General features: G+C 34.8%; 26 protein-coding genes and 1 tRNA gene. 7 read left to right on the plus strand and 20 right to left on the minus strand.

Translation table 11 applies throughout. The features are described from left to right. Positions 1-63: 63 nt before the first annotated feature. The 5 genes from accB to pdxA all read right to left on the minus strand — a co-directional run bounded on the left by accB (position 64) and on the right by pdxA (position 3,600). Complete coding sequence (gene accB, locus ACK4HO_RS01165) at positions 64-540, minus strand: acetyl-CoA carboxylase biotin carboxyl carrier protein (protein WP_409661378.1); 477 nt, start codon at positions 538-540, stop codon at positions 64-66. A 24-nt stretch (positions 541-564) separates the two neighbouring features. After that, positions 565-1,566 (minus strand): beta-ketoacyl-ACP synthase III, encoded by a 1,002-nt coding sequence (locus ACK4HO_RS01170; protein ID WP_409661381.1) that lies wholly within the window; start codon positions 1,564-1,566, stop codon positions 565-567. Between the two features lie 158 nt (positions 1,567-1,724). Next, entirely contained in the window at positions 1,725-1,919 is a 195-nt protein-coding gene (rpmF, locus tag ACK4HO_RS01175) for a 50S ribosomal protein L32 (RefSeq protein WP_121312109.1), read from the minus strand. Between the two features lie 9 nt (positions 1,920-1,928). After that, positions 1,929-2,468 carry a YceD family protein gene (locus ACK4HO_RS01180; protein ID WP_409661384.1) on the minus strand — a complete coding sequence of 180 codons (540 nt, stop codon included), beginning with the start codon at positions 2,466-2,468 and terminating at the stop codon, positions 1,929-1,931. 85 nt (positions 2,469-2,553) lie between these two features. Then, positions 2,554-3,600: a 4-hydroxythreonine-4-phosphate dehydrogenase PdxA gene (gene pdxA, locus ACK4HO_RS01185; protein WP_409661387.1), complete on the minus strand. Its 1,047-nt coding sequence runs from the start codon at positions 3,598-3,600 to the stop codon at positions 2,554-2,556. A 60-nt stretch (positions 3,601-3,660) separates the two neighbouring features. Between pdxA and ACK4HO_RS01190 the strand changes: the two genes are divergently transcribed. Both ACK4HO_RS01190 and ACK4HO_RS01195 read left to right on the plus strand, forming a co-directional pair. Further along, positions 3,661-4,251 carry a riboflavin synthase gene (locus ACK4HO_RS01190; protein ID WP_409661389.1) on the plus strand — a complete coding sequence of 197 codons (591 nt, stop codon included), beginning with the start codon at positions 3,661-3,663 and terminating at the stop codon, positions 4,249-4,251. Positions 4,252-4,351: 100 nt separating this feature from the next. Further along, entirely contained in the window at positions 4,352-4,534 is a 183-nt protein-coding gene (locus ACK4HO_RS01195; protein ID WP_409661392.1) for a hypothetical protein, read from the plus strand. A 192-nt stretch (positions 4,535-4,726) separates the two neighbouring features. Here the strand turns inward: ACK4HO_RS01195 and ACK4HO_RS01200 are convergent. Then, a tRNA-Ile gene (locus ACK4HO_RS01200) sits at positions 4,727-4,800 on the minus strand. Positions 4,801-4,851: 51 nt separating this feature from the next. Then, complete coding sequence (gene mce, locus ACK4HO_RS01205) at positions 4,852-5,253, minus strand: methylmalonyl-CoA epimerase (RefSeq protein WP_409661395.1); 402 nt, start codon at positions 5,251-5,253, stop codon at positions 4,852-4,854. Between the two features lie 215 nt (positions 5,254-5,468). Here mce and rbfA point away from each other — a divergent pair, with 215 nt between their 5' ends. Both rbfA and ACK4HO_RS01215 read left to right on the plus strand, forming a co-directional pair. Next, positions 5,469-5,861 carry a 30S ribosome-binding factor RbfA gene (gene rbfA, locus ACK4HO_RS01210; RefSeq protein WP_171221360.1) on the plus strand — a complete coding sequence of 131 codons (393 nt, stop codon included), beginning with the start codon at positions 5,469-5,471 and terminating at the stop codon, positions 5,859-5,861. 1 nt (position 5,862) lies between these two features. Beyond that, on the plus strand, positions 5,863-7,062 hold the full coding sequence (locus ACK4HO_RS01215) for an ABC transporter permease (protein ID WP_409661399.1): 1,200 nt from the start codon (positions 5,863-5,865) through the stop codon (positions 7,060-7,062). Here the strand turns inward: ACK4HO_RS01215 and dusB are convergent. Next, on the minus strand, positions 7,059-8,051 hold the full coding sequence (gene dusB / locus ACK4HO_RS01220; RefSeq protein ID WP_187659060.1) for a tRNA dihydrouridine synthase DusB: 993 nt from the start codon (positions 8,049-8,051) through the stop codon (positions 7,059-7,061). The genes ACK4HO_RS01215 and dusB overlap by 4 nt on opposite strands. A 171-nt stretch (positions 8,052-8,222) precedes the next feature. Between dusB and ACK4HO_RS01225 the strand changes: the two genes are divergently transcribed. Both ACK4HO_RS01225 and lepA read left to right on the plus strand, forming a co-directional pair. Beyond that, positions 8,223-9,380: a hypothetical protein gene (locus tag ACK4HO_RS01225; RefSeq protein ID WP_409661402.1), complete on the plus strand. Its 1,158-nt coding sequence runs from the start codon at positions 8,223-8,225 to the stop codon at positions 9,378-9,380. A gap of 136 nt (positions 9,381-9,516) precedes the next feature. Further along, a complete protein-coding gene (gene lepA / locus ACK4HO_RS01230; protein WP_409661405.1) occupies positions 9,517-11,313 on the plus strand; it encodes a translation elongation factor 4 in 1,797 nt (598 codons plus the stop codon). Between the two features lie 88 nt (positions 11,314-11,401). On the opposite strand, the gene ACK4HO_RS01235 is transcribed toward lepA, so the two are convergent. After that, positions 11,402-12,328, minus strand: coding sequence for a 1-phosphofructokinase family hexose kinase (locus ACK4HO_RS01235; protein WP_409661408.1), 927 nt, complete (start codon positions 12,326-12,328; stop codon positions 11,402-11,404). Positions 12,329-12,428: 100 nt separating this feature from the next. Here ACK4HO_RS01235 and thiL point away from each other — a divergent pair, with 100 nt between their 5' ends. Then, complete coding sequence (thiL, locus tag ACK4HO_RS01240) at positions 12,429-13,475, plus strand: thiamine-phosphate kinase (protein WP_409661411.1); 1,047 nt, start codon at positions 12,429-12,431, stop codon at positions 13,473-13,475. A 186-nt stretch (positions 13,476-13,661) separates the two neighbouring features. Here the strand turns inward: thiL and ACK4HO_RS01245 are convergent, their stop codons facing one another. The 11 genes from ACK4HO_RS01245 to ACK4HO_RS01295 all read right to left on the minus strand — a co-directional run bounded on the left by ACK4HO_RS01245 (position 13,662) and on the right by ACK4HO_RS01295 (position 26,085). Further along, the gene (locus ACK4HO_RS01245; RefSeq protein ID WP_409661414.1) at positions 13,662-14,327 is read right to left on the minus strand and encodes a response regulator; all 666 of its coding nucleotides are present in this window, start codon (positions 14,325-14,327) and stop codon (positions 13,662-13,664) included. Beyond that, entirely contained in the window at positions 14,324-16,372 is a 2,049-nt protein-coding gene (locus ACK4HO_RS01250; RefSeq protein WP_409661417.1) for a tetratricopeptide repeat protein, read from the minus strand. The genes ACK4HO_RS01245 and ACK4HO_RS01250 overlap by 4 nt, the downstream gene beginning before the upstream one ends. Before the next feature lie 127 nt (positions 16,373-16,499). After that, positions 16,500-16,742, minus strand: coding sequence for a hypothetical protein (locus ACK4HO_RS01255; RefSeq protein ID WP_409661419.1), 243 nt, complete (start codon positions 16,740-16,742; stop codon positions 16,500-16,502). Positions 16,743-17,077: 335 nt separating this feature from the next. Beyond that, a complete protein-coding gene (locus ACK4HO_RS01260; protein WP_409661422.1) occupies positions 17,078-19,111 on the minus strand; it encodes a tetratricopeptide repeat protein in 2,034 nt (677 codons plus the stop codon). 54 nt (positions 19,112-19,165) lie between these two features. Next, positions 19,166-19,528, minus strand: coding sequence for a hypothetical protein (locus ACK4HO_RS01265; RefSeq protein WP_409661425.1), 363 nt, complete (start codon positions 19,526-19,528; stop codon positions 19,166-19,168). Between the two features lie 310 nt (positions 19,529-19,838). Then, positions 19,839-20,495 (minus strand): response regulator, encoded by a 657-nt coding sequence (locus ACK4HO_RS01270; RefSeq protein WP_409661428.1) that lies wholly within the window; start codon positions 20,493-20,495, stop codon positions 19,839-19,841. Between the two features lie 32 nt (positions 20,496-20,527). Further along, positions 20,528-21,412 (minus strand): LytR/AlgR family response regulator transcription factor, encoded by an 885-nt coding sequence (locus tag ACK4HO_RS01275; RefSeq protein WP_409661431.1) that lies wholly within the window; start codon positions 21,410-21,412, stop codon positions 20,528-20,530. 312 nt (positions 21,413-21,724) lie between these two features. Beyond that, on the minus strand, positions 21,725-23,266 hold the full coding sequence (locus ACK4HO_RS01280) for a glycine--tRNA ligase (RefSeq protein WP_409661434.1): 1,542 nt from the start codon (positions 23,264-23,266) through the stop codon (positions 21,725-21,727). Between the two features lie 196 nt (positions 23,267-23,462). Further along, positions 23,463-24,050, minus strand: coding sequence for a hypothetical protein (locus tag ACK4HO_RS01285; RefSeq protein WP_409661437.1), 588 nt, complete (start codon positions 24,048-24,050; stop codon positions 23,463-23,465). Positions 24,051-24,079: 29 nt separating this feature from the next. Beyond that, positions 24,080-24,538 (minus strand): hypothetical protein, encoded by a 459-nt coding sequence (locus ACK4HO_RS01290; protein WP_409661440.1) that lies wholly within the window; start codon positions 24,536-24,538, stop codon positions 24,080-24,082. After that, positions 24,517-26,085: a hypothetical protein gene (locus ACK4HO_RS01295; protein ID WP_409661443.1), complete on the minus strand. Its 1,569-nt coding sequence runs from the start codon at positions 26,083-26,085 to the stop codon at positions 24,517-24,519. Before ACK4HO_RS01295 ends, ACK4HO_RS01290 begins: the two co-directional genes overlap by 22 nt. Positions 26,086-26,172 lie beyond the last annotated feature (87 nt).

The raw sequence follows: 26,172 nt of genomic DNA on the forward strand, positions 1-26,172 counted from the left end.
CATCAATTAAAAATCAGTTGTTAGAAAATAACTTCCAACTTCCAACTTCTAACTTCTAACTTTTTAAGATGGGTCTACCAAGAATAAAGGTTGGTCAAATTCTACCGGAGACATATCATCAACTAAAATCTTAACGATTTTACCGGTGATTTCTGCTTCGATTTCGTTGAATAACTTCATCGCTTCTACCACACAAAGTACGTCACCTTTTTGAATAGTACTTCCCACTTCAACAAATACCGGTTTGTCCGGAGAAGGTTTGCGGTAGAAAGTTCCAATCATTGGAGATTTTATAGTTACGTATTTTGAATTGTCATCAGCAGCAGGAGCAGCGGCAACCGGTGCAGCAGCTACAGGAGCAGCAACTGGTGCAGCCATAGCTTGCTGCATTGGCGCTTGTTGCACATAAGTAATATCAGGTGAATTTCCTTCTAAGGTAGTTCGGATTGTAATTTTAATGTCACCCGTCTCTAACTTTACTTCAGCAACTCCGGAATTGGATACAAATTTGATTAGGTTTTGAATTTCTTTTAAATCCATAATTAGTTAGTTTTAGAATTAGTTTTATTGTTGTTTGTTGTATGCCCATTTTAGATAGATAGAACCCCAAGTGAATCCACCACCAAATGCTGCAAAAATTAAATTATCGCCTTTTTTGAATTTATCTTCGAAATCGCTCAACAACAAAGGTAAGGTTGCTGAGGTAGTATTTCCATATTTTTGAATGTTTACCAATACTTTCTCTTCGTCAACACCCATTCGGTTAGCGGTAGCATCAATGATTCTTTTATTGGCTTGGTGGGCAATTAACCAATTAACATCGTCTTTGGTTAAGTTATTGCGCTCCATGATTTTTTCACTAACGTCTGCCATTCCGGAAACTGCGTATTTGAAAACCGTTTTTCCGTCTTGAAAAACAAAGTGTTGACCATTGGCAACTGTTTCAGCAGAAGGCGGAAGAATGGAACCACCGGCGTCAATTTTTAGGTATTCTCTACCGATGCCGTCGCTTCTTAAAAACTCGTCTTGAAGACCCAATCCTTCGTAATTGGGTTCAAATAAAACTGCACCTGCACCATCACCAAAGATGATACAAGTAGCCCTATCAGTATAATCAATTATAGAAGACATTTTATCGGCACCAATTAAAAGCACTTTTTTGTATCTTCCTGATTCAATGTAAGCTGCCGCATTCGACATTCCGAATAAGAAACTCGAACAAGCGGCTTGTAAATCATAGGCAAAAGCATTTACCGCGCCAATTTGACTGGCCACATAAACACCTGTGGCAGCTACGGGCATATCCGGAGTAGCAGTCGCCATAATGACTAAATCGATTTCTTCAGGATTGATATTGGCTTTAGAAATTAAATCTTGAGCGGCTTTAATAGCCATATAAGAAGTGCCTTTACCTTTTTCTTTTAAAAGTCTTCTTTCTTTGATTCCGGTACGAGTGGTAATCCATTCGTCATTGGTATCAACCATGGTTTCCAGTACTTGATTTGAGAGTACAAATTCCGGAACATAAGCTCCAACTGCGGTAATAGCGGCTGTAATTGTAGTCATAAAAATGGTATTTTTCCAGTCGATTTTTTGAAATCGAAAAGTTGTGGAAATTACAAAAAAAAATTATACCTAAGATGATTAGGATTGGATATTTGCTAAAATTAATTAAAACAAAAAACTCCCATAAAGTGGGAGTTTGTTTTGTAAAAAAAACTTAATTAAGCAACAGCTACTGATTTATCAATAACTACTTGTCCTCTGTAATACATTTTTCCTTCGTGCCAGTAAGCTCTGTGGTATAAATGCGCTTCACCGGTTACCGGGCAAGTAGCGATTTGAGCAACAGTTGCTTTATAATGAGTTCTTCTTTTGTCTCTTCTTGTTTTGGAGATTTTTCTCTTAGGATGTGCCATTGTACTATATTATTTATCCGTTAATAGTTGTTTTAATTTGTCCCAACGCGGGTCAATATCATCTTCTTTTTTTACTTCTTTTGCTTCTTTTACTTGTAATTCGTTTAGTTTTTTTAATGCTTCTGTTTGTAATGTGCCGTCTTTTACTCCGGGATGAACCCTTTTGAGCGGCACAGACAATACAATCATTTCATAAATGTATTGCGATAAATCTATTTGATGTTCTCCGTGAGGCAATATCAATAATTCATCATTATCATTGTTGAATTCGTCACCAAACTGTACTACCAATTTAATTTTTCCTTTGATAGGTAAATCAAATGGTTCTCCGGTTAAGTCACATGGAACGTTAACGGTTCCACTGTGTTTAAAGTTGATTTCCAACATGGTTGACTTTTTTTCAAAGGCAACATTCACTGTTACATCACAACTTTCGAATTCATCAAAACTAAATTCGTCAAAGAACTTTTTGTTTATTTTAAACTCAAACTGATGCTTTCCTAATTTTAACCCTACAAAAGGAATTAAATATTCATTTGTACTTTTCATCTAAACAACAATTTGACCCGACATTTCGGGAGTGCAAAGATATAAAATTATTGGAATTCCAATAACCTTATGAACATTTTTTTGTTTATAACTGTTTTTCTTTTGTTTTCAAGGGATTCTTGCTGATTTCCAGGTGCTGAAATCTCGAATTATAGATATCAATCGCTGTATAAACTGCTTCCTTGAATGAATTATAGTCGGCAACTCCTTTTCCGGCTATTTCGTAAGCCGTTCCGTGATCGGGAGAAGTTCTTATTTTATTTAAACCGGCAGTGTAATTTACGCCATTCCCAAAAGACAAAGTTTTAAACGGAATTAATCCTTGGTCATGATAAGTGGCGATTACAGCATCATATTTTTCATATTGGTTACTGCCAAAAAAACCATCTGCGGCAAACGGACCAAAAACCATAGTGCCTTTATCGAATAATTTTTTTATGGCAGGTTTTATAATTTCGTCATCTTCTTTGCCTATAACGCCGTTGTCTCCTGCATGAGGATTTAAAGCCAGTACCGCAATTTTAGGTTTGTTTATGCCAAAATCTTGAATCAAAGAGTGTTTTATGGTTTCTACTTTTTGGGCAATCAATTTTTCTGTTAAATGTTTGGCCACTTCATTCACCGGAATATGGTCGGTTAATAAACCAACTTTCAAGTTATCCTGAACCATTAACATCAAGGCGTTTCCTTCTAATTCTTGGTCTAAATAATCGGTATGTCCCGGAAATTTAAATTCTTCCGATTGGATATTGTATTTATTGATTGGCGCAGTAACTAATACATCAATTTGATTTTCTTTCAAGGCTTTGGTTGCGGCTACAAATGATTTTATAGCATATTTCCCTATGTTTTCCTCATTGGCTCCAAAATTCAAATCAACACCTTCACGCCAGATGTTTAGCACATTGATTTTTCCGATAACCAGTTGCTCTATTTTGTCAATACCGTGTAATGGCGCGGTTAATTCCAAAGTTTTTTTGATAAAGGAAAGCACTTTGACATTGGCAAAAATAACCGGAGTGCAGAGCTCCAACATTCTGGAGTCTTCAAAAGTCTTAAGGATTACTTCGCTTCCAATACCGTTTAAATCTCCAATGGATATTCCAACGATTATATTTTCTGCTTTTTTCATAAGAAGTACTGGTTATTTATTGCTAATTTTGAAGTGCAAATTTAGTAAAATAAAACCATAATGTTTACAGGAATAATCGAAACCCTTGGAATAATCAAAGAAATTAAAAAAGACCATGATAATATTCATGTAACCGTTTCCTCTTCAATCACCCATGAGTTAAAAGTTGACCAAAGTGTTTCCCACAACGGCGTTTGTCTTACGGTTGTAGCGATTGATAATAATGAATACACAGTAACAGCCATAAGAGAAACCATTGAAAAAACAAATTTAGGCGATTGGCAAGCGGGAGATTTACTCAATTTAGAACGCGCCATGAAATTGGGAGACCGATTAGACGGTCATATTGTTCAGGGTCATGTGGACCAAACAGGAATTTGTAAATCAATAGAAGAAGCTAATGGAAGTTGGTACTTTACTTTTGCGTACGATAGTAAGTTGAATAATATTACTATTGAAAAAGGCTCAATAACGGTAAATGGCGTTAGTTTGACAGTAGTCAATTCTAAAGACAATGAATTTAGCGTAGCCATTATTCCCTATACCTTTGAACACACTAATTTTAAAACGTTCCAAATTGGAAAAAAAATAAATTTAGAGTTTGATGTTGTGGGAAAATACGTGGCAAGATTGTATGCGGTAAGACAATAACTTTAAAAATTCGTGAATTTATAAAGAAAAAGCATCCTTTTAAAGGGATGCTTTTTTTATGTTTGATTTATAAATTTTGTAACAACCAAAGAGTAATGAGATGACCATCAATAATAATACACCTCCGTCCAAAGGTAGACCTGGTGGCGGTGGCGGCGTAGATGGTGGTGGTGGTCCTGGCGCTGCTAAGACAGTTGTCAGCGGCAACAAAAACACGGCCAGAATGGTAATAATTCTATTCGGGACAAATTTCATAGTGCGTAAAAGTATAAAAAAAATCTAATCACCAAAATAAATTAATTATTAAATCAATCAAGTTAATAGAAATTTAATGTGCAAAAGTATAGATAATAGTGCAAATTAAAATTACTATTGCGAAAATTATATCAAAAATCTATATCTATTAACGATATTTTCGAAAATTTGGTTTTTTAATGAATAAAAAAGACCTCTATTTTGAGGTCTTTTTTATTTGTGGTCCCACTTGGGCTCGAACCAAGGACCACCTGATTATGAGTCAGGTGCTCTAACCAACTGAGCTATAGGACCGGTTGTTGAGGTTGCAATATTACTACTATTTTTGTTTCGTTGCAACTATTTTTAGCGGATTTCTTGACAAAGTTCAATCAAAACGCCGTTGGTGCCTTTCGGATGTAAGAATGCAACCAGCTTGTTATCAGCACCTTTTTTAGGCGTTTCATTTAAGATGGTGAAGCCTTCATTTTTTAAGCGTTCCATTTCTGAAAGGATGTCTTCTACATCAAAAGCGATGTGGTGAATGCCTTCACCTTTCTTTTCCAAGAATTTAGCGATTGGGCTATCGGGATTTGTGGCTTCGAGAAGTTCTATTTTATTTGGGCCATTCATAAAGAAAGACGTTTTTACACCTTCACTGGCGACTTCTTCTTCTTTGTAGGGTGGATTTCCGAAGAGTTTTTCAAAAAGCAGGTTGGAAGTTTCTAAACTTTTTACGGCTATGCCTATATGTTCAATTTTTCTCATTTTTGGAGTTGCTGAGTTGCTGAGTAACTGAGTCGCTGAGCAGATTAAAAATTCAAAGATAAGGATTTCACAAATTAGCCCTGATGGAAGTGGCATCCTTTTTACGGCTTTTTAGCCGGAAAAAGATATAACGGACAGCAGGAAGAGCTCCTCAAAAAAACTCAGTTACTCAGCAACTCAGCAACTTTCTAACTTAAAAGTTGTATTTTTGCCCCATGGAAACGAACAGACAGAAAAAAATTGGCAGTGTATTGCAAAAGGATTTGGTGGATATTCTTCAAGGAGAAGTGCGTAAAAACGGCATTTCTAACTTGGTGATTTCAGTTTCAAAAGTGAGCGTAACTACCGATTTGTCGATTGCCAAAGTATATTTGAGCGTTTTTCCACAAGACAAGGCTAAAGATTTATTGGAAGCCATAAAAACCAATGCGCCATTAATCAAACACGATTTGTCACAACGCGTAAAATTGCAATTGCGCAAAGTGCCGAATTTGGCTTTTTATATCGACGATTCGTTGGATTACATTGAAAAAATTGACAATGCCTTAGCCGGAAAAGAAAATCCGATTGAAAACCGCGACCTTTTAGACAAACGCAAGAAATTCTAATTTGAACTTTTCGCTTTACATAGCCAAACGATACCTTTTTAGCAAAAGTAAAAACAATGCTATTAATATTATTACGGGTATTGCTTCGGTAGGAATTATTGTTGGCGCCATGGCTTTGTTTGTGGTGCTTTCTGTTTTTAGCGGATTGCGGGTTTTTAGTTTGTCTTTTTCCAATGACTTTGATCCCGATTTAAAAGTCAATCCCATTTCAGGAAAATCTTTTGTTATTTCACCCGAACGAGAATCCCATCTCAAAAACATGGAAGGCGTTGCTTCTTATAGTAAAGTTGTTGAGGAAAGGGTTCTTTTTTTCTTTGACGGTAAAGAACAAGTGACGTATTTAAAAGGTGTCGATGCCAATTTTACCAAAACCAATGTAGTCGATCAAAATTTGATTAACGGAAAATGGTTGGAACCCAATACAATTCAAGTGGTAATTGGCTACGGAATTTCCGAAAAATTGTCTTTAGGTCTTTTTGATTTCAACAATCCGTTTGAGGTGTATGTGCCGCGAAAAGGCAAAGGCGTAATCGAAAGTGAAGCCGAAGCGTTCAACAAAGCCAAGTTGATTCCGATAGGGATTTATGCCATAAGTGAAGATTTAGATAGTAAATATGTTTTTTGCGACTTGAATTTGGCGCGATATTTATTAGAATTAAAACCGAATCAGATTTCGGGACTCGAAATTAAGCTAAAGCCCGAGGCATCTGAAGCGAATGTCATTGAAAAACTGAATATCCTGTTTCAAAATAAAGTGGACATCAAAAACCGAACACAGCAAAACGCGACTTTATACAAAATGTTGAATACCGAGAATATTGCGGTGTATTTGATTTTTACTTTGGTCATTATCATTGCCCTTTTCAACTTAATCGGCGCTCTGATTATGATGGTTTTGGATAAGAAATCCAATTTGAAAACACTTTACAATTTGGGTTCCGAAATCAAAGATTTGAAGAAAATATTTTTGTTACAAGGTAGTTTGCTTAGTGTTTTTGGAGGTATTATCGGATTGCTACTGGGCATAATAGTGGTCGTAATTCAGCAACAGTTTAGTTTGGTTATGATCACTGAAACCTTGGCTTATCCGGTGGTTTTTAGTTTTCAAAATGTAGTAATTGTATTCTTTACGATTATTTCGCTAGGCTTTATTTCCAGTTGGATTGCGAGCAGTAGAGTGAGTAAAAAGTTGTTGGATTAAACAAACTGAAAACCCGAATATACGTCCTGAATTTCATCCAAAGCTTTGAACAACGCTTCAGCGGATTCGAGGGTAACCAATTTTAAACGATGTTCCTTGAAGTTGGGAATTCCTTTAAAATAATTGGTATAATGACGGCGCATTTCTACAATTCCAACGCGTTCTCCTTTCCAATCCATTGACCAAGTTAAATGATTTCTGGCGGCTTCGACTCTATCGGTCATTGTGGGTTGTGCCAAATGTTCTCCGGTTTTGAAATAGTGTTTGATTTCGTTAAAAATCCACGGATAACCAATCGCAGCGCGACCAATCATCATGCCATCTAAACCGTATTTATTTTTGTATTCCAAGGCTTTTTCGGGCGAATCAATATCGCCGTTTCCGAAAATAGGCATGGTAATTCTTGGGTTTTCTTTAATTCTTTGAATGTGTGACCAATCCGAATGCCCTTTGTACATCTGCGCACGGGTTCGCGCATGAACGGTCAAAGCTTGTACGCCAATATCTTGTAATCTTTCAGCAACTTCATCAATATTGATGGAATTTTCATCCCAACCCAAACGTGTTTTTACCGTTACGGGAAGCGAAGTTCCTTTGATAACGGCTTTGGTCAAGCGCACCATCAAATCGACATCTTTTAAAACACCGGCACCGGCGCCTTTGCAAACTACTTTTTTCACCGGACAACCAAAATTAATATCCACTAAATCCGGTTGGACAGCATCAACAATTCTTGAAGACATTTCCATCGCTTCTTCATCACCGCCAAAAATCTGAATGCCAACCGGACGCTCATAATCGAAAATATCCAACTTCATTCGGCTTTTCATCGCATCGCGAATCAGTCCTTCGGAAGAGATAAATTCTGAGTACATCAAATCGGCACCATGCAACTTACAAAGTCTGCGGAATGGCGGATCGCTCACGTCTTCCATAGGCGCAAGAAGCAAAGGGAAATCAGGTAATAGGATGTTGCCGATTTTGGGCATAATTTGAATGTAATTTTTTGCAAAGGTAAAAATCTATTGCGAATAACCCTTGAATGATTATTAATCTTCGAGTTGATGAAAAGATTTACAAACAAAGTGAATGTTATATAAGAAAAAACATTAAATTTGAGTTCTAGTCAACTTTAAACCAATCAATTAAAAATTATTATAATGAAAAAACATCTACTTATTATGTTGTTATCAGTACTGACTTTGGTTAGCTGTAGTGATGATAACAACAATTCCTCAGGAGAAAAAACAGGAATATTAAAAGGCAAAGTAACTACGATCAATACGCACAAAGCTGTTGGTGGTGCATTGGTATTTACTTTTGACAATGATAATAATATTTATCACACTTACACCAATGTTACCGGTGATTTTGAATTGGATGCGCCAGTTGGTGACCGAGAAATTTACATCCAAACCGGAGATGGTTCTAATTTCAGAACTAAAATTGATGTGGTTGTTCAAGAAAATCAAACCCAACAATTAGAAGAGTCATTACTCAGATTGGATCAAGTGGCCAGAATTGCTTATGTAAGCGGAAATTATGACAGCATAGAAGACATCATTACTTCCTTAGGATATGTTGCAGAGTCTATAACTTTTAGCCAATTATCAGATTACAGTATAGTTTCACAGTACGATATTATCTTTTTGAATTGTGGTTCAATTTCAGGAGCCATTTCGAGTAATCCAACGGTCACTAATAATTTGGCAAATTTTGTAACCAATGGTGGAAGTTTGTATGCCTCCGATTGGTCAGTGGCTTACTTAATTGGCGGCGGTTCAAATACAACTGCTTGTAATGCCGCGGGAGGATTTATTCCAGATACAACCCTTTGCTCCGTTGATAATGGCAATTCAGAAACACTTACCGCTTCTATTACCAACACGGCTTTAGCGAACGCTATCGGACTTTCAACGCTGGACATCGAATATGATTTAGGTTCTTGGCAAAAAATAGTTTCGGTAGACGAAACTTTTTGGGAAGTTTTAGTTAGAGATACCACAACGAATGAAGCTTTGATGATCAAAACCAATAATTTTTATGATTCAAGTTTAGCAGGAAATCCGGTGGGAAGTCCAGAAAACTCTGATTGGATAACTATTTGTCATCAACCCGATGACAATTCATCAAATCCAATAACCATAACCATTGAAGCCTCGAGTTGGCCGGCACATGAAGCCCATGGTGATACATTGGGTTCTTGTACAAGCACGGGTACCGGTGGCACAATTTATTACACCACTTTTCACAATCATGCGAATGAGAATATTGGAAACGCCCAATTCATTCTCGAACATGTGATTTTAAATCTTTAAACAAAAGTGCTCCTTTAAGGAGCATTTTTTATTTAAACCCTTTGCAAAATAAGTATTTATTCAATCCAAAACTTTGCCTTATATTTGCCGATTAAACGCACGCACGTTTTGCCCAAAAATTGACAGATTTACGAAGATGAAGCATATTAGAAATTTTTGCATTATTGCACACATTGACCATGGAAAAAGTACGCTTGCGGACCGATTGCTTGGTGCTACACAAACCGTTACAGCTCGTGAAGAGAAAGCCCAATTGCTTGACAATATGGACTTGGAGCGTGAACGTGGGATTACCATTAAGAGTCACGCCATTCAGATGGAATATAAGTACAAAGGCGAAGATTACATTCTAAACCTTATTGATACTCCCGGACACGTTGATTTTTCGTATGAAGTTTCTCGTTCGATTGCCGCTTGTGAAGGTGCGCTTTTGATTGTTGATGCTGCGCAAAGTATTCAGGCACAAACCATTTCTAACTTGTACTTGGCTTTAGAAAACGACTTGGAAATTATTCCGGTTTTGAATAAAGTGGATTTGCCAAGTGCTAATCCGGAAGAAGTTAGCGACGATATTATTGATTTGTTAGGTTGTAAATTGGAAGACATTATTCACGCTTCGGGTAAAACCGGTTTTGGGGTGGAAAACATTTTGGCTGCCATTATTGAAAAAATTCCGGCACCAAAAGGAAACAAAGACGAACCATTACAAGCCTTGATTTTTGATTCCCATTACAATCCTTTCCGAGGAATCGAAGTTATTTTCCGTGTCAAAAATGGAGAAATAAAAAAAGGGCAAAAAATAAAATTCATGGCTACCGGCAATGAATATTTTGCAGATGAAGTGGGAACTTTGAAATTAAATCAAGTTCCGAAGAATGTGATTTCAACCGGTGATGTTGGTTATTTGATTTCAGGAATTAAAGAAGCGAAAGAAGTAAAAGTGGGTGATACCTTAACCGATGCCAAAACGCCAACCACCAATATGATTACAGGATTTGAAGATGTAAAACCAATGGTTTTCGCCGGAATTTATCCTGTTGACACCGAAGATTACGAAGATTTACGTGCTTCTATGGAGAAACTGCAATTGAATGATGCCAGTTTAGTTTTTACTCCTGAAAGTTCGGCCGCTTTAGGCTTTGGTTTCCGTTGTGGATTCTTAGGAATGCTACACTTAGAAATCATTCAAGAACGTTTGGAGCGCGAATACGATATGACCGTAATTACTACGGTTCCCAACGTTTCCTATTTGGCTTACACCAAAAAAGAACCGGAAGTTGGTTTTGTAGTAAACAATCCATCCGATTTACCGGATCCTTCAAAACTAGACCGCGTTGAAGAGCCGTTTATCAAAGCCACTATTATTACCAAATCTGATTTTGTTGGAAACGTGATGAGTTTGTGTATTGAAAAACGTGGTGTTATTACCCATCAGACGTATCTGACTACAGAACGTGTTGAATTGAGTTTCGACATGCCGTTGGCAGAGATTGTATTCGATTTTTATGATAGATTAAAGACAGTTTCCAAAGGATATGCGTCGTTTGATTATTCGCCAATCGGAATGAGAGCGTCGAAATTAGTAAAATTGGATGTTTTATTAAACGCCCAATCTGTAGATGCACTTTCGGCTTTGATTCACGAAAGTAATGCTTACAACATTGGTAAAAAAATGTGCGAGAAGTTGCGTGAATTGATTCCAAGACAACAATTTGATATTCCGATTCAGGCTGCAATAGGAGCTAAAATCATTGCTCGTGAAACAATCAAAGCGTTGCGTAAAGACGTTACTGCCAAATGTTATGGTGGTGATATTTCGCGTAAACGTAAACTGTTGGAAAAACAGAAAAAAGGAAAGAAAAGAATGCGTTTGGTAGGGAATGTTGAAATTCCGCAAGAAGCTTTTATGGCAGTTTTGAAATTGAACGATTAGAAAATACGAGGTACAAAACACGAAGTACAAAGTATAAAAACATAGAGAAACCCAATGGCGAAAGTTGTTGGGTTTTTTGATTAAACTATTACTGCATTCCTTCAAACAATTTCATTGCATCTTCTTTTTTGAAAAGTTGAGTACCTTCGTTCATAGTAGCTGCTGTTCCACAGGAAACGCCCCATTGGATAACTTCTTTTAAAGTTTTGTTTTGTGACAAAGCCCAAACTATTCCGCCTACCATGCTATCGCCGGCACCGACAGTACTTTTCTTTATAACTTTTGGCGCAGGCACAAATTCAGTTTGGTTTTTTGAAACTAAAATGGCGCCTTCTGCTCCAAGTGACACCACTACAATTTCGGCACTTCCATTTTCGATTAAAGTTTTGGCTGCTTTTTCTACTTCGGGGAATGCTAATCTTTCTACTCCGATTAATTTGGCCAATTCACCAATGTTGGGTTTAATTAGATAAACGCCTTTATCCAGCACTTTTTGCAATGCATCGCCCGAAGTATCTACAATTACTTTTATTCCGGATGCTTTTGCAGTTTCTGCGATTATTTGATAGAAATCGGTTGGCAAACCTTCATTTAAACTTCCGCTGAGGACTAAATAAGTGGCTTTTATTCCTTTGATGGTTTCGATTACGGTTTCTTTTTCAGCTTCTGTCAGTTCATTTCCAGGAAACCCGAATCGGTATTGTGCTTTAGAGTTGTTTTCAAAAGCGATGAAATTTTCTCGAGTCCAATTTTGGGTTGGAATAACTCGGCTTTCTATACCTTCTTTATTGACTAACTCCTCCAACATTTTCCCCGCAGAACCGCCCGAAGTATGGATGCAAAGAGAATTGCCGCCTAGTTTGGCAATGGCTTTTGAGACATTTATTCCGCCACCACCGGCATCGTATCTTGGTTTGTCACAACGGATTTTTTGTTCGGCTACCAATCCGGTAAAATGAGTGCTTTTGTCTAATGACGGATTTAGCGTTAGTGTTATAATTGGATATGATTTCATCGTAAAAATTTATTCCTATAAAGTTGCAAATAATCAACGAGAATCTGTGCAAACTATGGCTAAAAAACTTTGTAACTTTGCAGACTAAAATTCAGCAACTATGTTAGAAGATAAAACCCCGCAACGCACATCGTTATCACAATTGGGTGAATTTGGTTTGATAGACCATTTGACCAAAAACTTTGATGTCAAACAGCCATCGACCTTAAAAAGCATAGGCGATGATGCTGCCGTTTTAGATTTTAAGGATAAAAAAGCTGTTGTTTCTACCGATTTGTTGATTGAAGGAGTGCATTTCGATTTGTCTTATATGCCGTTGCGCCATTTGGGCTATAAAGCCGTTGTAGTGAATGTTTCCGACATCTGCGCCATGAATGCAAAGCCTACTCAGATAACCGTTTCAGTGGCTGTTTCTAATCGTTTCCCTTTGGAAGCCATGGAAGAACTGTTTGACGGAATTGCTTTGGCAGCTAAATTTTATAATGTAGATGTAATTGGTGGCGATACTACTTCTTCTCAAAAAGGATTAATTATTTCGATAACCGCTATTGGTGAAGCCAATGAAAATGAAATTATCTACAGAAATGGCGCGAATGATGGCGATTTGTTAGTCGTAACCGGAGATTTAGGTTCGGCTTATATGGGATTACAGGTTTTGGAACGCGAAAAACAAGTGTTTCAAGTGAATCCAAACAACCAACCCGATTTAGATGCGTATACGTATTTAATTGAGCGCCAATTAAGACCTGAAGCACGTCACGATATTAGAGATTTATTGCAAAAACTGGAAGTAAAACCGACTTCGATGATAGATATATCGGACGGTTTGTCTTCGGAGATTATTCATATTTGCAAGCAAAGTAAAGTTGGCTGTAATTTATACGAAGAAAAAATCCCGGTTGACCCTCAGTTTATCAATGTTTGTGAGGAATTTAATATTGATTCCACGACCGTTGCGATTAATGGTGGCGAAGATTATGAATTGCTTTTTACAATTGCTTTAGAAGATTTCGATAAAATAAAAGCCAATCCGAATTTTACAGTCATTGGTCATTTAACGCAGGAAAGCGAAGGCATACATTTAATTACGAGAGCGAATACCAAAATTCCTTTGAAAGCTCGAGGTTGGGATGCCATGGACGCATAAAAAAAGCGATACTCGAAAGTATCGCTTCCCCCTAAGTCTTGAAAAATTAAAAAGCAGTTTGAAGTTTTTTACTACTTAATTAATTCTACAAATACTAACCCTGAAATCATTCAGCTAAGTTAGGTATTGTTGTTGTGTGAGTTATTACGGTTTCCCGCATATTTGTTACGGTTTCCCGTATAATCGTTAAATGACACCTTTAGTCTTGGCTTCTCTGATTAAATCGACATCAGTACCACCTTTTACTTCAAGGATTTCTCTGATGTTTAATTTTCTTTTTTCGATAGCGCTTAACGAAAGCGGAATATAGGTTGGTAAATCTTTGGTTTTTACGCCTTTTGACAAGTGAAATAAGATTTGTTTGTCGAATACGTCCAATTCGATATTGTTGTATTGGGCTTGACCCACTAATTTTATTACGGTTTGGCTGTAGTAACTTTCGTCATTGATGATTTTATCAAAGGCAAAAAGCAATTCGTCAAAGGTTAAATCGTTTTTGATAATCAAACCGCTTGGGTTGATGTTTTTGATGATGTTATTGATTTTCAAAAGCTCAGTATGCATAGTCAAAAGGATGATTTTGCATTCCGGCATTTCGGATTTGATAAGCATGGCCAAATCTTCTCCGGAATAAATTCCTTTTTCGGCATATTCGGGCATACTGATATCAAAAAAGGCGATATCAAAATGTCTCGATTGATTAACTATATTTTCGTAGCCGGTTTTGCAATTATTGGCTTGTGTTACCACAAACTCGAAGCCATTTTGACTGTATTTGTTAATGGCATTTTTGTAGGCTTCAATAATGAACGGATGGTCGTCAACGATTAAAATTTGGATAGGGCTTTTCATTCTTGTTCTACAATTATTGGTTTGGTTTCTATTGGTATGGTTATTACTATTTTAGTTCCGTTGTCTTTTTTAGAATTGATGTCGATGATTCCTTTGCAATCGTGCGTTCTGGAGATCATATTTTGCATTCCAATTCCTTTGCTTTTTCTGTTGACATCAAAACCAATTCCGTCATCTTGGATTTTCAAATATACATTTTCACCATCGCCTTTGATTTCAACAAAAATGTTGGAAGCATTAGCATATTTATTAATGTTTTGCAAACCTTCCTGCAGAATACGGTACATATTGATCTTAATGGCGTTTCCTATTTTGTCCCAAACCACATTTTCATCGATGGTGTAAGTTACATTGGCTTCAAAGGATGTTTTTTGTTCTTCTAATAAATTATGAACGATGGAAACAAAGTTATTAATTAAAACTTGTTTTTCTCTATTTAAGTCGTGGGATATTTCACGAATGTCTTGTTCGATGGTTTTCAGTTCGTTTAATAATTCAAAACGCTTTTGAACCGCCTCGCCATCCGTGCTTGAATTTAAGCTATCAAGATTCAAACGCAAACCAAACATCCTACCCAAAACCCCATCATGTAAGTCTTGCGCCAATCGTTTCTTTTCTTTGCTACGGCTTTCGTCAATAATAGCCTGTTGGGACATCATCAGGTTGTAAATGTCTTCGTTGGCTTTTTGTTGGGCTTGTTTGTACAATAATTCCCGAGTTCTGGCTCTTTGCGCTCTCACGACAAATAACAACACCACCACAATGAATGATACTACAAAAACGTAGAGAAGGGTTCTGTTTGTCTCGGCAAGGCCTTCTTTTTCTTGAATGATTTCGTCGGTTTCGAGTTGAATTCTTGCGAAGCGGTCTTTGGAGTTTCTTTCAGCTATTTGAAGACTATCGCTTATTCTGATGTATTCATTAGAGTAAGCAGCAGATTTTTTAGAATCTACAATAGATGCTTGTTTTAGGGCTAAAACCTCGTTATTTGGAATTTTCGAATTTCTAGCTTTTTGGAGTGCAATTTCTGAATAGTTTATAGCCTTTTTTAAATCTTTTATTTTATAATAGTACTCAGATAGATGAATATTACTTCCGACTATAACGGTTTGATCATTTAATTTCTCTCTAATATCAAGTGCTTCATAAAAAAGCCGTGGAAGATCTTTAAAGTTTGATGATTGTAATCTAGAATAAGCAAGATTATCGATTAATAGGGCATATAAATCAGGGTCATCTTGGAGAATAGACGTGTCTTTAAGCGCTGCTTCAAAATTACTGATTGCTTTTGGATAGTTTTTTTGTTTTACGTATAGATATCCTAAGTTGTTGTAACAAACAGCTTTCTGATGTTCCTCGTTTTGGAGGTTAAACTCATTTACGGTCTCTAAGGCTTTGGTATGGAAGAAAACAGCCTTATCATACTCTTTTAATTCATTGTAAACTAATCCTAATTGATTTAGTGTTGCATATAATTTGTCTTTTTTATCAGAATTTTTAAAAAAAGAATAAGCTCTTGTTAAAGATAATTCAGCACCAAGAAAATCACTTTTTAAATATTGAATAACTCCCTTGTTCAGTAATATGTTCCCTAGGACTAATTCGTCACTTGGTTTTGAATATATTTTTTCAGCTTTAATGTAGTATATAAAAGAACTGTCAAGTTCTTGCGTACTCATGAAATAAGTAGCTTTACATCTATATGCTTTTCCTAGGTTAACAGAATCCTTGGTAAGTAATGATTTTTTAAGTAAAAAATTTGCTGACTTGTAGAATTCTTTCGGACTATTTAAGTTATAATATTCAAAAGTTATTTCAGCTAATTTATCTCTGTTTTTGGAATCGTTATTAAGTCTCTCAACATGGTTAAGTGCCTTGTTGAGGTTTTTAATTTTCTGATTCTTATTCAGGTTTTCTTTTTTGGATTGATTAAAATAATAGGAAACACTATCAGAAGTAGCCTTAGAGTTGGGAGCATCTTTTTTGCTTTTTGAACAACCAAAAAGCAAAAGTGACAAGAATAATATAATGTTTTTTATTTTCAATAGTACTCATTGGTTTTCACAAAAATAGTAAACTATCTCAATAAAAAAACCACTAATGAAAATTAGTGGTCTTTATTATATTTTAATATAAGTGTAAATATTTTTACTTACAGAGTTTATCTTTGAATTATTCTAAACCCCCTGGTGTACTTTTACCACCGATTTCTAAACCTCCCGGAGTACTTTTACCACCAATTTCTAAACCTCCCGGAGTACTTTTACCACCAATTTCTAAACCTCCCGGAGTACTTTTACCACCAATTTCTAAACCTCCTGGAGTACTTTTACCACCAATTTCCGTTGGCGTAGTAAAAGATGTTACTACAAGCATCAAAGCTAATAGTCCGAATGTTGTTGCTAATTTTTTCATAATTTGAGACTTTTTATTGTTAATGTTTTTGTTTCGTTTTAATTAGTGTGGGCTTTAAATGATTTGGGGGCTTTCACACTTTAACGATGTAAAACTAAAAAGGATGTCTCTGTCAATCCCTATATATATTGGTGTTTATGGTGGAATGACCTCGTTTGTGAGTGAATGATAGTCAAATCTGGGTGGATGATTTTGGCCTTTTTGCTAAAATTGTGGATAATTAAAAGGAATTGTTGATAACCTATTTCACAATAACTGTGTTTTGATAAATCTAAGTAGACGCCATAGCTATATTCTTCCGAGAAGGAAGCAATTTTAATTTGGCCGATAATTATTTAATGCTCTTTTAGTGGAATGGTAATATTGATTGAAGTGCCGGAATCGGATTTAGAATGAATCTTAAACTTACCTTTCAAGAGTTTTACTCGGTACTTCATGTTCTTCAATCCAATTCCATTTTCAGAAGATGAAGCAGCAAATCCTATTCCGTCATCAGTAATCGAAAGAGAAATGTTAGTGGCTTCTAATGTGATTTTTATGGTTGCTTTTTTTGCCTTTGCGTGTTTGTTGATATTATGAGTGGCTTCTTGAATAATGCGATACAAATTCATTTTCTTATTGTTAGAAATAATATTCCAATCAATATCAGCTTCAACTTCCATTTTGAAGATGGTGCGACTTGTTTTGTTATGGTCTTTAATTAAACCTTGTAATAGTTTACTAAAGCTATTAGAATCTAATAAAACTTCTTGATTTAAATCATGAGCCACGTTCCGAATTTCTTTTTCAATATTTTGAATATCTTTTATGTAGCCTAAACATTTTTTAACAGTAGCTTCATCACGACTAATAGACAATATAGAAAGATTAAGTCGGGTACTAACCAATTTATTCATGATACCGTCATGCAGCTCAAGCCCAATGCGTTTTTTTTCTTTTTGACGGGCTTTTTCTTCCTTGGTTTCATGGCTAAGCATGAGCTGGTATATTTCTTCATTGGCTCTTTGTTCGGTTTGTTGTAATCGAAACTCCTTTTGTTTTAAACGCTGACGGGCAATGATGAAAATCAGGATAGAGATTAAAAAGAGAGTAAAGGCTAACGCCATAACTATTGACCTTTGCTTTAAAGCTTCTTGTTTTTGTTCGCTTATTTCATCGGTTTCCAATTGAATTTTATAATATTGATTTCTGGCAGTTCTTTCAGCAAAAAGTAGACTGTCATTTATTCGATGGTATTCTTTAATGTAAACCGGAGCTTTTTTTGGGTTTATACTACCTGCATGGGTTAATGCTGTTAAGTAATAATATGGAGCGTCAGCTTCTTTTGACAACTTCAAAGCAGATTCGGCATGAGCATTAGCTTTTGCTGTATCACCTTTTTTTATAAAATATTCTGATAAGTAAATATCACTTACAGCACTTTCATTCTTTAGTCCTAAGGCATCAAATATTTTTTTTGCTTCTTTAAATTGAAAAGACAAATTTAAGTTTTTGTTTGTTTTTAAATAACAATAGCCAAGATTGTTTAGTAGATATCCATATAATTCGGAATCATCATCTTTTATATTCTTTTCTTTCAAAGCTTTTTTGAAGTAATAAATAGCTTCATCAAACTTTTTCTGTTCCCTTAAAGCATTGCCAATATTGTTTAAGCATGTGCCGGCAGAAAAATTATTTTTACGATTATAAATATTGTGTTTTTTAATTATGTAAAGAGCTTCTTGAAATGTTAAAATTGCTTTTTTATACTCTTTCATGTTATGATAAGAATTCCCTAAGGTTAATAAACAGATTACAATTTTGTAATGATATTTTGTTTTTTTTAAATAGTTATATGATTTTTTTGCTGACAATTCAGCCCCCAAATAATCATCTAAATACAATTGAACCAATGCCTTTTTATTATAAACAATTGCCAGGTTGTTTTTATCTTTAATTTTTAAATATAGTTGCTCAGCTTTTAAGTAATAATATATTGCAGAATCATAAACATATAATTTTTTAAAATAGTAACCTTTATTTTCATAATATTTAGCTATTCGAAGAGTATCTTTAGCTATTTCACTTTTCCTAAAATGTATTTTTGATATGATTTCGAATTTAGTGGTTTGATTAGTATTTAAGTTAATTTTAGAAATTCCACTCAAATACTCCCTAGTCAAACTATCATTCCTCTCCAAATCCACAAAACTTAACGCCTTATCATTATACTTTGTTCTTTTATCAAAAGGCAAAGTATCATTACCTGCCAGGGCAAGGTATTTTTGAATTGAGTCGTTGGTGGGCGAAGTATTTTTGTCTGTTGCTTTTGGGTTACAACCATAGAGTACTATGAGTAATAGTAATAAAAATCTAAATCCGTTATTCATATAGCCAATTTAAGTAAAAATCTTATAGTTCTATAGTTTAAAATTAAGTTTAGACTATTCTGTTGCAATAATTACCAATTGATTTCGCAGTTTTTTTATGGCTGTTATGATTGTTTGCGGAGATGCAGTGACTGAGCCGGTAAGAGTTCTTGAATCATCAGTAGAAGTAATTGTGATAGAAACCTCAATGGTTAAGTTTTGGTCTTTGTCTTTTTTGTTGGGAAGATTTGCAGCGGCAATTTCATCTAATATTTTCTCGGAATTCTCTTCAAAATACTGAATAGAATGAAATTCATAGGTAGTGATGTCATCACCTGATTTGACTTTTAAATAGGTAGACTCTACTTTTTCTTTGACTTGTGAGATGGCAAAGTAGGGAAGTATAGATATAATTATGAAACTTAATAATTTCTTCATCCAATTATCACTAATTTAAATAAAACAGCCCCGCTTTAAGTCGTCCAAAACATCAAAGCAAGGGCTGTTTGTGGTTGGTTTTGCATACTCCTGTTTAATACCTAACCCAAAATAAACAGAACAAAATTTCAATTAATTTTCCACCAAACAAAATACCACTTTCGTCCGGCTTCATACTCAAGATGGTAAGTCTTGTTTCTTTACCAATTAAACAACTTGAATTTTTATTGAGGTAAAATTAAAGGCTTGGAATAACTTTTTGTTACACTAAAAGTGTACATTTTCTAATATTTGAAAAAAAGTGAAAATTTTAAATCAAACCCTGTTTTCGGGCTTCTCTGATAATGTCTTCATCAGTGCCTTTTTCTACATTAAAAAACTCTTTTATAAAGACTTTGCGTTTGTCTATAGCACTTTTGGAGAGATGAAGATAATCGGGAAGGTTTTTAGTTTTTATACCTTGGGATAAAAGTGTGATGATTTGTTGGTTGTAACTGTCTAAAACATTGATCTTTTCATTTGATTCTTTCCTCAAACTTTGAATGGTACTGCTGAAGTAGTTTTCTCCTTTTACAATAGTATCAAAAGCCTCTAAAAAGTCATCAGCCATAAAATCACTTTTCACCAGCAATCCTTCAGGATTACACTCATTCATTAATCTCAATAATAAAAGGGTTTCTGAGTGCGAAGTCAGCATCATGATTTTAGCTTCCGGCAAATATTGTCTGATTATAGGGACCAAATCTCCGCCATTTTGAATATTTCTCTCAGGATATGGCGGCATGGTGTAATCAATCATCACCAAATCAAAGGGAATTTTTGTAGTAGAAAGCAAGTGATAAGCCGATTCACAGCTAAAAACAGTAGTAATGTTTGGCATATAACCAAACGGATTGTAAGACAATATCGATTTATACCCTTCAATAATAGGCGGATGATCATCAATCATTAATACAGTTACTTCCATACTTAAATTTTAGTAAATGTATTATTTTTCTTCTATATCTCCAAATAATTTCCGCCGGCGATGCGAGTAATAATCAAATCAACATTGTCTTTATACGATTTGGAGAACGGCAATTTGGTAGTAGAGTTTTTAATGTAACAAACCGTATTTCCGGTATGAATCCTTGAAACTTGGTCGACATTAATAATGTAACTGTTGTGAATTCGCAAGAATTGTATTTGCGGTAAAACCGTTTCAAAATGTTTCAAAGTCTTAAATGCCGTAATCATTTCGCCATTGTTCAAGTGAATATCGGTAGAGTTGTTATCGGCTTCAAAATAAAGAATGTCATTCGAATCGATATAGCGGTAATCACCATAAGATTTGACACAAATTATAAGCGATTGTTGTTTCTGAAGTACAACCTGATTTTCAACTGTTGCCGGAATGGTTTTTACTTCCACATCATGTTCGGCAGTTTCCAATTCTTCCGTTATGGTTTCATCCAATACTTCAAAAGTAGCCGCCGGATTTTTGACTTCCATGTGTGGCAAATCAGATTTAATAGCACGGTCGAATTTTAGTATCGCTTTTCTGAAATCATTAATGTCTAATGGTTTTAGCAAGTAATCAACGACTTCATATTTCAAGGCTTCATAAGCCAAATCCTTTTTGGCTGTGATGATAATGATTTTGGGAACAACACTCAAATAACGATACAATTCGTTAATCAATGACAAAGCAAGATTGCTCTTTTTATCCGAAGGGTCAATTTCGAGAAAAACAAGATGAGGTTGGTGTTCCAAGATTAGATTCACGCCTTCGTCATAACTATTGGCAGAAGCGACGAAAGACAAGTTACGAAAGCGCTCAGCTATAGCCTGAGTTTTCGTGACATCGTCTTGATTGTCATCAATAATTATGTAAGTGTGGCTCATTAACGCTTATCCGTTGATTTAGGGACAGCATTTTCTGATTAAATTAACAGGTAGTTTTGGGGAAACTTTATGTTAAACTAAATATTAGTATTAAAAATTAAAAACAAAAATAAAAACGACAAAACGAATCGATTTTCGTTGTAACGAAATTATACTATCAAATTTTTTGTTTTTCAAATTGTTGACAGAATAGCCTAATCTGTTAATATGTGAATTTTATTCAGGATAAATACTTACAAAAAACACAAAACCCCAAATTCTAACCGGAATTTGGGGCTTATGCCGCTTTAGCGGAAATTATAATATATTGATTTACATTTTCATCAACCAGTTTCTCATAGAAACTTCGTTACCAATGATGTCTCTCAATTCGGATATCTTAACGCGGTCTTGTGCCATCGAATCTCTGTGTCGAATAGTAACCGTTTCATCTTCTAATGTTTGGTGATCAACCGTAATACAGAATGGTGTTCCTAACGCATCTTGTCTTCTGTAACGACGACCGACAGCATCTTTTTCATCATAAGCTACGTTGAAATCCCATTTCAAATCTTCGATGATTTTTTGAGCGACTTCAGGTAACCCGTCTTTCTTAACTAAGGGTAAAACCGCAGCTTTGGTTGGCGCCAAAACCGATGGCAAACGCAAAACAGTTCGTGTCGAACCGTCTTCCAAAGTTTCTTCTTTTAAAGAAGTAGCAAATACCGACAAGAACATTCTGTCCAAACCAACCGAAGTTTCCACTACATAAGGAACATAGTTAGAATTAGTATCGTTGTCAAAATACTGCAGTTTTTTACCCGAAAATTGTTCGTGTGCTTTCAAATCGAAATCGGTTCTCGAGTGAATGCCTTCTAATTCTTTGAAGCCAAAAGGGAAATTAAATTCAATATCGGCAGCCGCATTGGCATAATGAGCCAACTTTTCATGGTCGTGGAAACGGTAATTCTCTTTGCCTAAACCTAAAGACAAATGCCATTTCAAACGGGTTTCTTTCCAATACTCGTACCATTTCATTTCTTCACCCGGTTTTACGAAAAACTGCATTTCCATTTGTTCAAATTCACGCATACGGAAAATAAACTGACGCGCTACAATCTCGTTACGGAAAGCTTTTCCGGTCTGAGCGATACCAAAAGGAATCTTCATTCTACCGGTTTTTTGTACGTTTAAGAAATTCACAAAAATTCCTTGAGCGGTTTCCGGACGCAAGTATAAATCCATAGCATTTTCGGCAGAAGCGCCAAGTTTTGTGCCAAACATCAAGTTGAATTGCTTCACATCCGTCCAATTTCTTGAACCGGTTTCTGGATCGGCGATTTCCAACTCTTCGATTAACGCTTTTACATCTTCTAAATCTCCGGCACCAAGCGAACGACCCATTCTTTCGAGAATTTCACGCTCTTTGGCCAAGTATTCCATCACTCGCGGATTGGTGGTTTTGTATTGCTCTTCGTCAAAAGAAGCGCCAAAACGCTCACGGGCTTTTTCAATTTCTTTTTTGGCTTTCAGGTTTAATTTTTCGGCATAATCCTCAATTAAAACGTCGGCTCTGTATCTTTTTTTAGAATCCTTGTTGTCAATCAACGGATCGTTGAATGCATCAACGTGACCCGAAGCTTTCCAAGTGGTCGGATGCATCAAGATTGCGGCGTCGAGACCAACAATATTTTCATGCATTTGCACCATGGCTTTCCACCAATATTCTCTAATGTTCTTTTTTAATTCGACTCCGTTTTGGGCGTAATCATACACTGCGCTCAAACCATCGTATATTTCGCTTGAAGGGAAAATGAATCCATATTCCTTAGCGTGCGAAACTACATTCTTAAATAAATCTTCTTGTTTTGCCATAATGCTGCAAAAATATAAAAAGCGGTGGTAAAATAATGTTTTGAAATGGATTTTTGAAAGGTTTATTAATTAGCCACTGAACTTATTTGGAATTTAACATTACGGTCTCAATACACTTTACATTCTCTCTTTGAGATAATTTTATTGTGTTATACCATGTCCTAACATCTTTTTTAGCTTGTATTTGATAATTCTATTAAGAGTACTTGCTTCCCAAAAATTGTTTAAACACCCATTTGTTTTCATTATTTCTTACCATCAATATTAAGCCACTATTTATTGATGTGTATCCTAAATCTCCACCTCCAGACATAAAACCTACTAAAGCTTCTTTATCATTAATTAATAAAGGAACTGATAAATGAATTATTATCCTTGGGGGTAAATTTAAATACGCTTCTTTTTTTATCGATTTTTCAAAACTTTCAATACTTTGTGTTAGTAAATTTTTGATTCTAAAGTCTGACGATTTCCAATAATATTGAGTTTCATTTTCAAACTCCTTTCTCATTTTAACTGCTTGAAGAGTGTCAATAAGACTCTCTTTAAAGTTTCTTATAATGGATAAATAATCATCAAGAACTTGTTTTTTTGGAATTGCATTTTTAATGATAACTACATTATTATTTCTTCTATATTTATATGCGTCTGAAGCTAACTCAAATTTTAAAAAATTATTAATAATGTCTTTTTCAGTATTGGTTAAATCAAACTGAGAAGTAACTTTTTGACTACTACAAGAAGTTAACATTATTGAAAAAAAGATGGCAAAAACATATTTCATGATAAATTAATTACACGGTTGACCATAATTTATTCTACAGAAGGTTTTCGTAAATCAATTAAATTTACTTCATGTAATTTTATTGTAAATAATCCGGTATCTCTTTTATCAACTAAAAAAACTTTTTTCATATAGAACATACTGTCAATTTCTTTGTACCCCATTTTTTTAAAATCCAAATAATTTAAAATTTTATCTTTCTTTTTTCTAAACACATTTTTTTTTATACAAATAGATTTTTCTGGTTTAGTCATGGCAAATAAAATAGCATTAAAATAGTCAAACCTATCAGAAAAACTAAAGTAAAAGGAAGGTTTCTTATTTTTAATATTATTAAGGCTATTTATATCTGAATCATACAATTGAAATTTTTTATCATTTTTAAACATTATAAAAATGGTGTCTTTTACATACACATTTGTATTTGATTGCGAATTAGTATGATTTATATAAAAACAGAATAAAATTAATGCAGTGTACTTGAACATATAGAATAGTATTGATTAAAAAGTTGCCATTTTACATTATTAATTACTGTTACAGAGATTATCTGACCATTTGAATTATATATTGGCGAAGCAATCTCATTTTGAAAAGTATTTGATAATTCTAATCCATGTAAAGATAAATACAGTAAACACTCATCCCAATTAAAAGGAACACTTTCGTTTGAATTAGGATAATTTGGATGCAAAACAGTTGTTATTATTTCAGCATTATCAGTAGGTGAAACCAAAAAATCTTTTACTTCTGAAAGTATGGTTACCATAGTAGGCACCATATAATTATAAATAAAGTCATGTTGGTTTTGTCCAGGACTAAAACCATTATACTCTTGATTTACAACATTAAAAAAATCCAGATTATTGAGAGTCGGAATACTCATTCCTAAACCAGAGTCACATAGTTTCACATTCAAATAAGCATGAATACATTCGTGAATTATTGTTTTGGCTATTTCCATTTTATTTCTAGTCAATAAAAATTGAGGAGAAATGGTTATTGTATTAGTTACAGGATTATTGAGATTTGTATCTGTATTTCCATTAGCACCATTGGCTACCGCACCTATTTGGAATTTAACATTAAATCTATCATTATTTTCAAATAAATCTACGAATAGTTCTTTGAATTTAGGTGATTTCAACAATTCCTCATAAACTAAATTAAACTTTTGTCCTTCTGGGGTTAAAGTATCTATTGCACTTCTGTCAATATTGGATGGAGATTTTAATGACGCCAAATAATCTAAATTTAAATCAGGGTTTAATTCAGATTGAGTTATAAACTGTTGATTAAAACTTACCGTTTCTGCTGTAGGATTATTAAGTAGATAAATAAATGAATTGTAATGCAATTGATTAATTTCTACAAAAGTAAAATTTGATGGATTGAAGTTTAGTATTGGTGTAATATTGTTAAGAGTAAAGAAAATCGCATTTTGATTTCTTGGGTTTAATTGGTTACCATTGTTTCTAACAAAATTTATGATATTGGGAAACATCCAAGAATTGTTTGTCAATGTTGCTTGAATGTTTGGAAAGTTTTGAGATAATGTATTGGTATAGGCTGCTACTTGGGCAGCTAACATGAACTCGGCATTATTAATATCGGCATCTCCGTTATAGGGATTTGGGATATATATACCCTCCAAAGAGTTTCCGCCTACTCCATCTCCTCCACTTGAACCTCCACCTGAGGTGCCTATTGTTTGATAAATACTTGTAGGAACTTCACAAGATGCATAGGAAATACTTTCCGTATAACACTCGCCGGTTGGACAAGCTAAACCATCACAATAGTTTGCATTACAAGGGGCAACTTGCGTGCAGTGGAAACTAACAGTGTAAGTTTGACAAAAATCAGACAATGTTATAGATGAATTGAGTCCTCTATTATATATCATTTCAGAATATATAGTTTTTAACGTATCTACATTAACGCTATCAATCTCTTTATTTTTAAAAATAATTTCATTCCATTCTTCACCATACTTTTCATATACAAGATTGTAATATTCTTTGTCTTCAAGCACTTCATAGATTGGATAAATCTTAAATGAATAGGTAATTTTGTTGTTTTGGGTTGTATACCTGTAGATTGTTGTTGTATCTATAACATA

The sequence above is a fragment of the Flavobacterium sp. genome, assembly GCF_046296355.1.
Lineage (GTDB): Bacteria > Bacteroidota > Bacteroidia > Flavobacteriales > Flavobacteriaceae > Flavobacterium.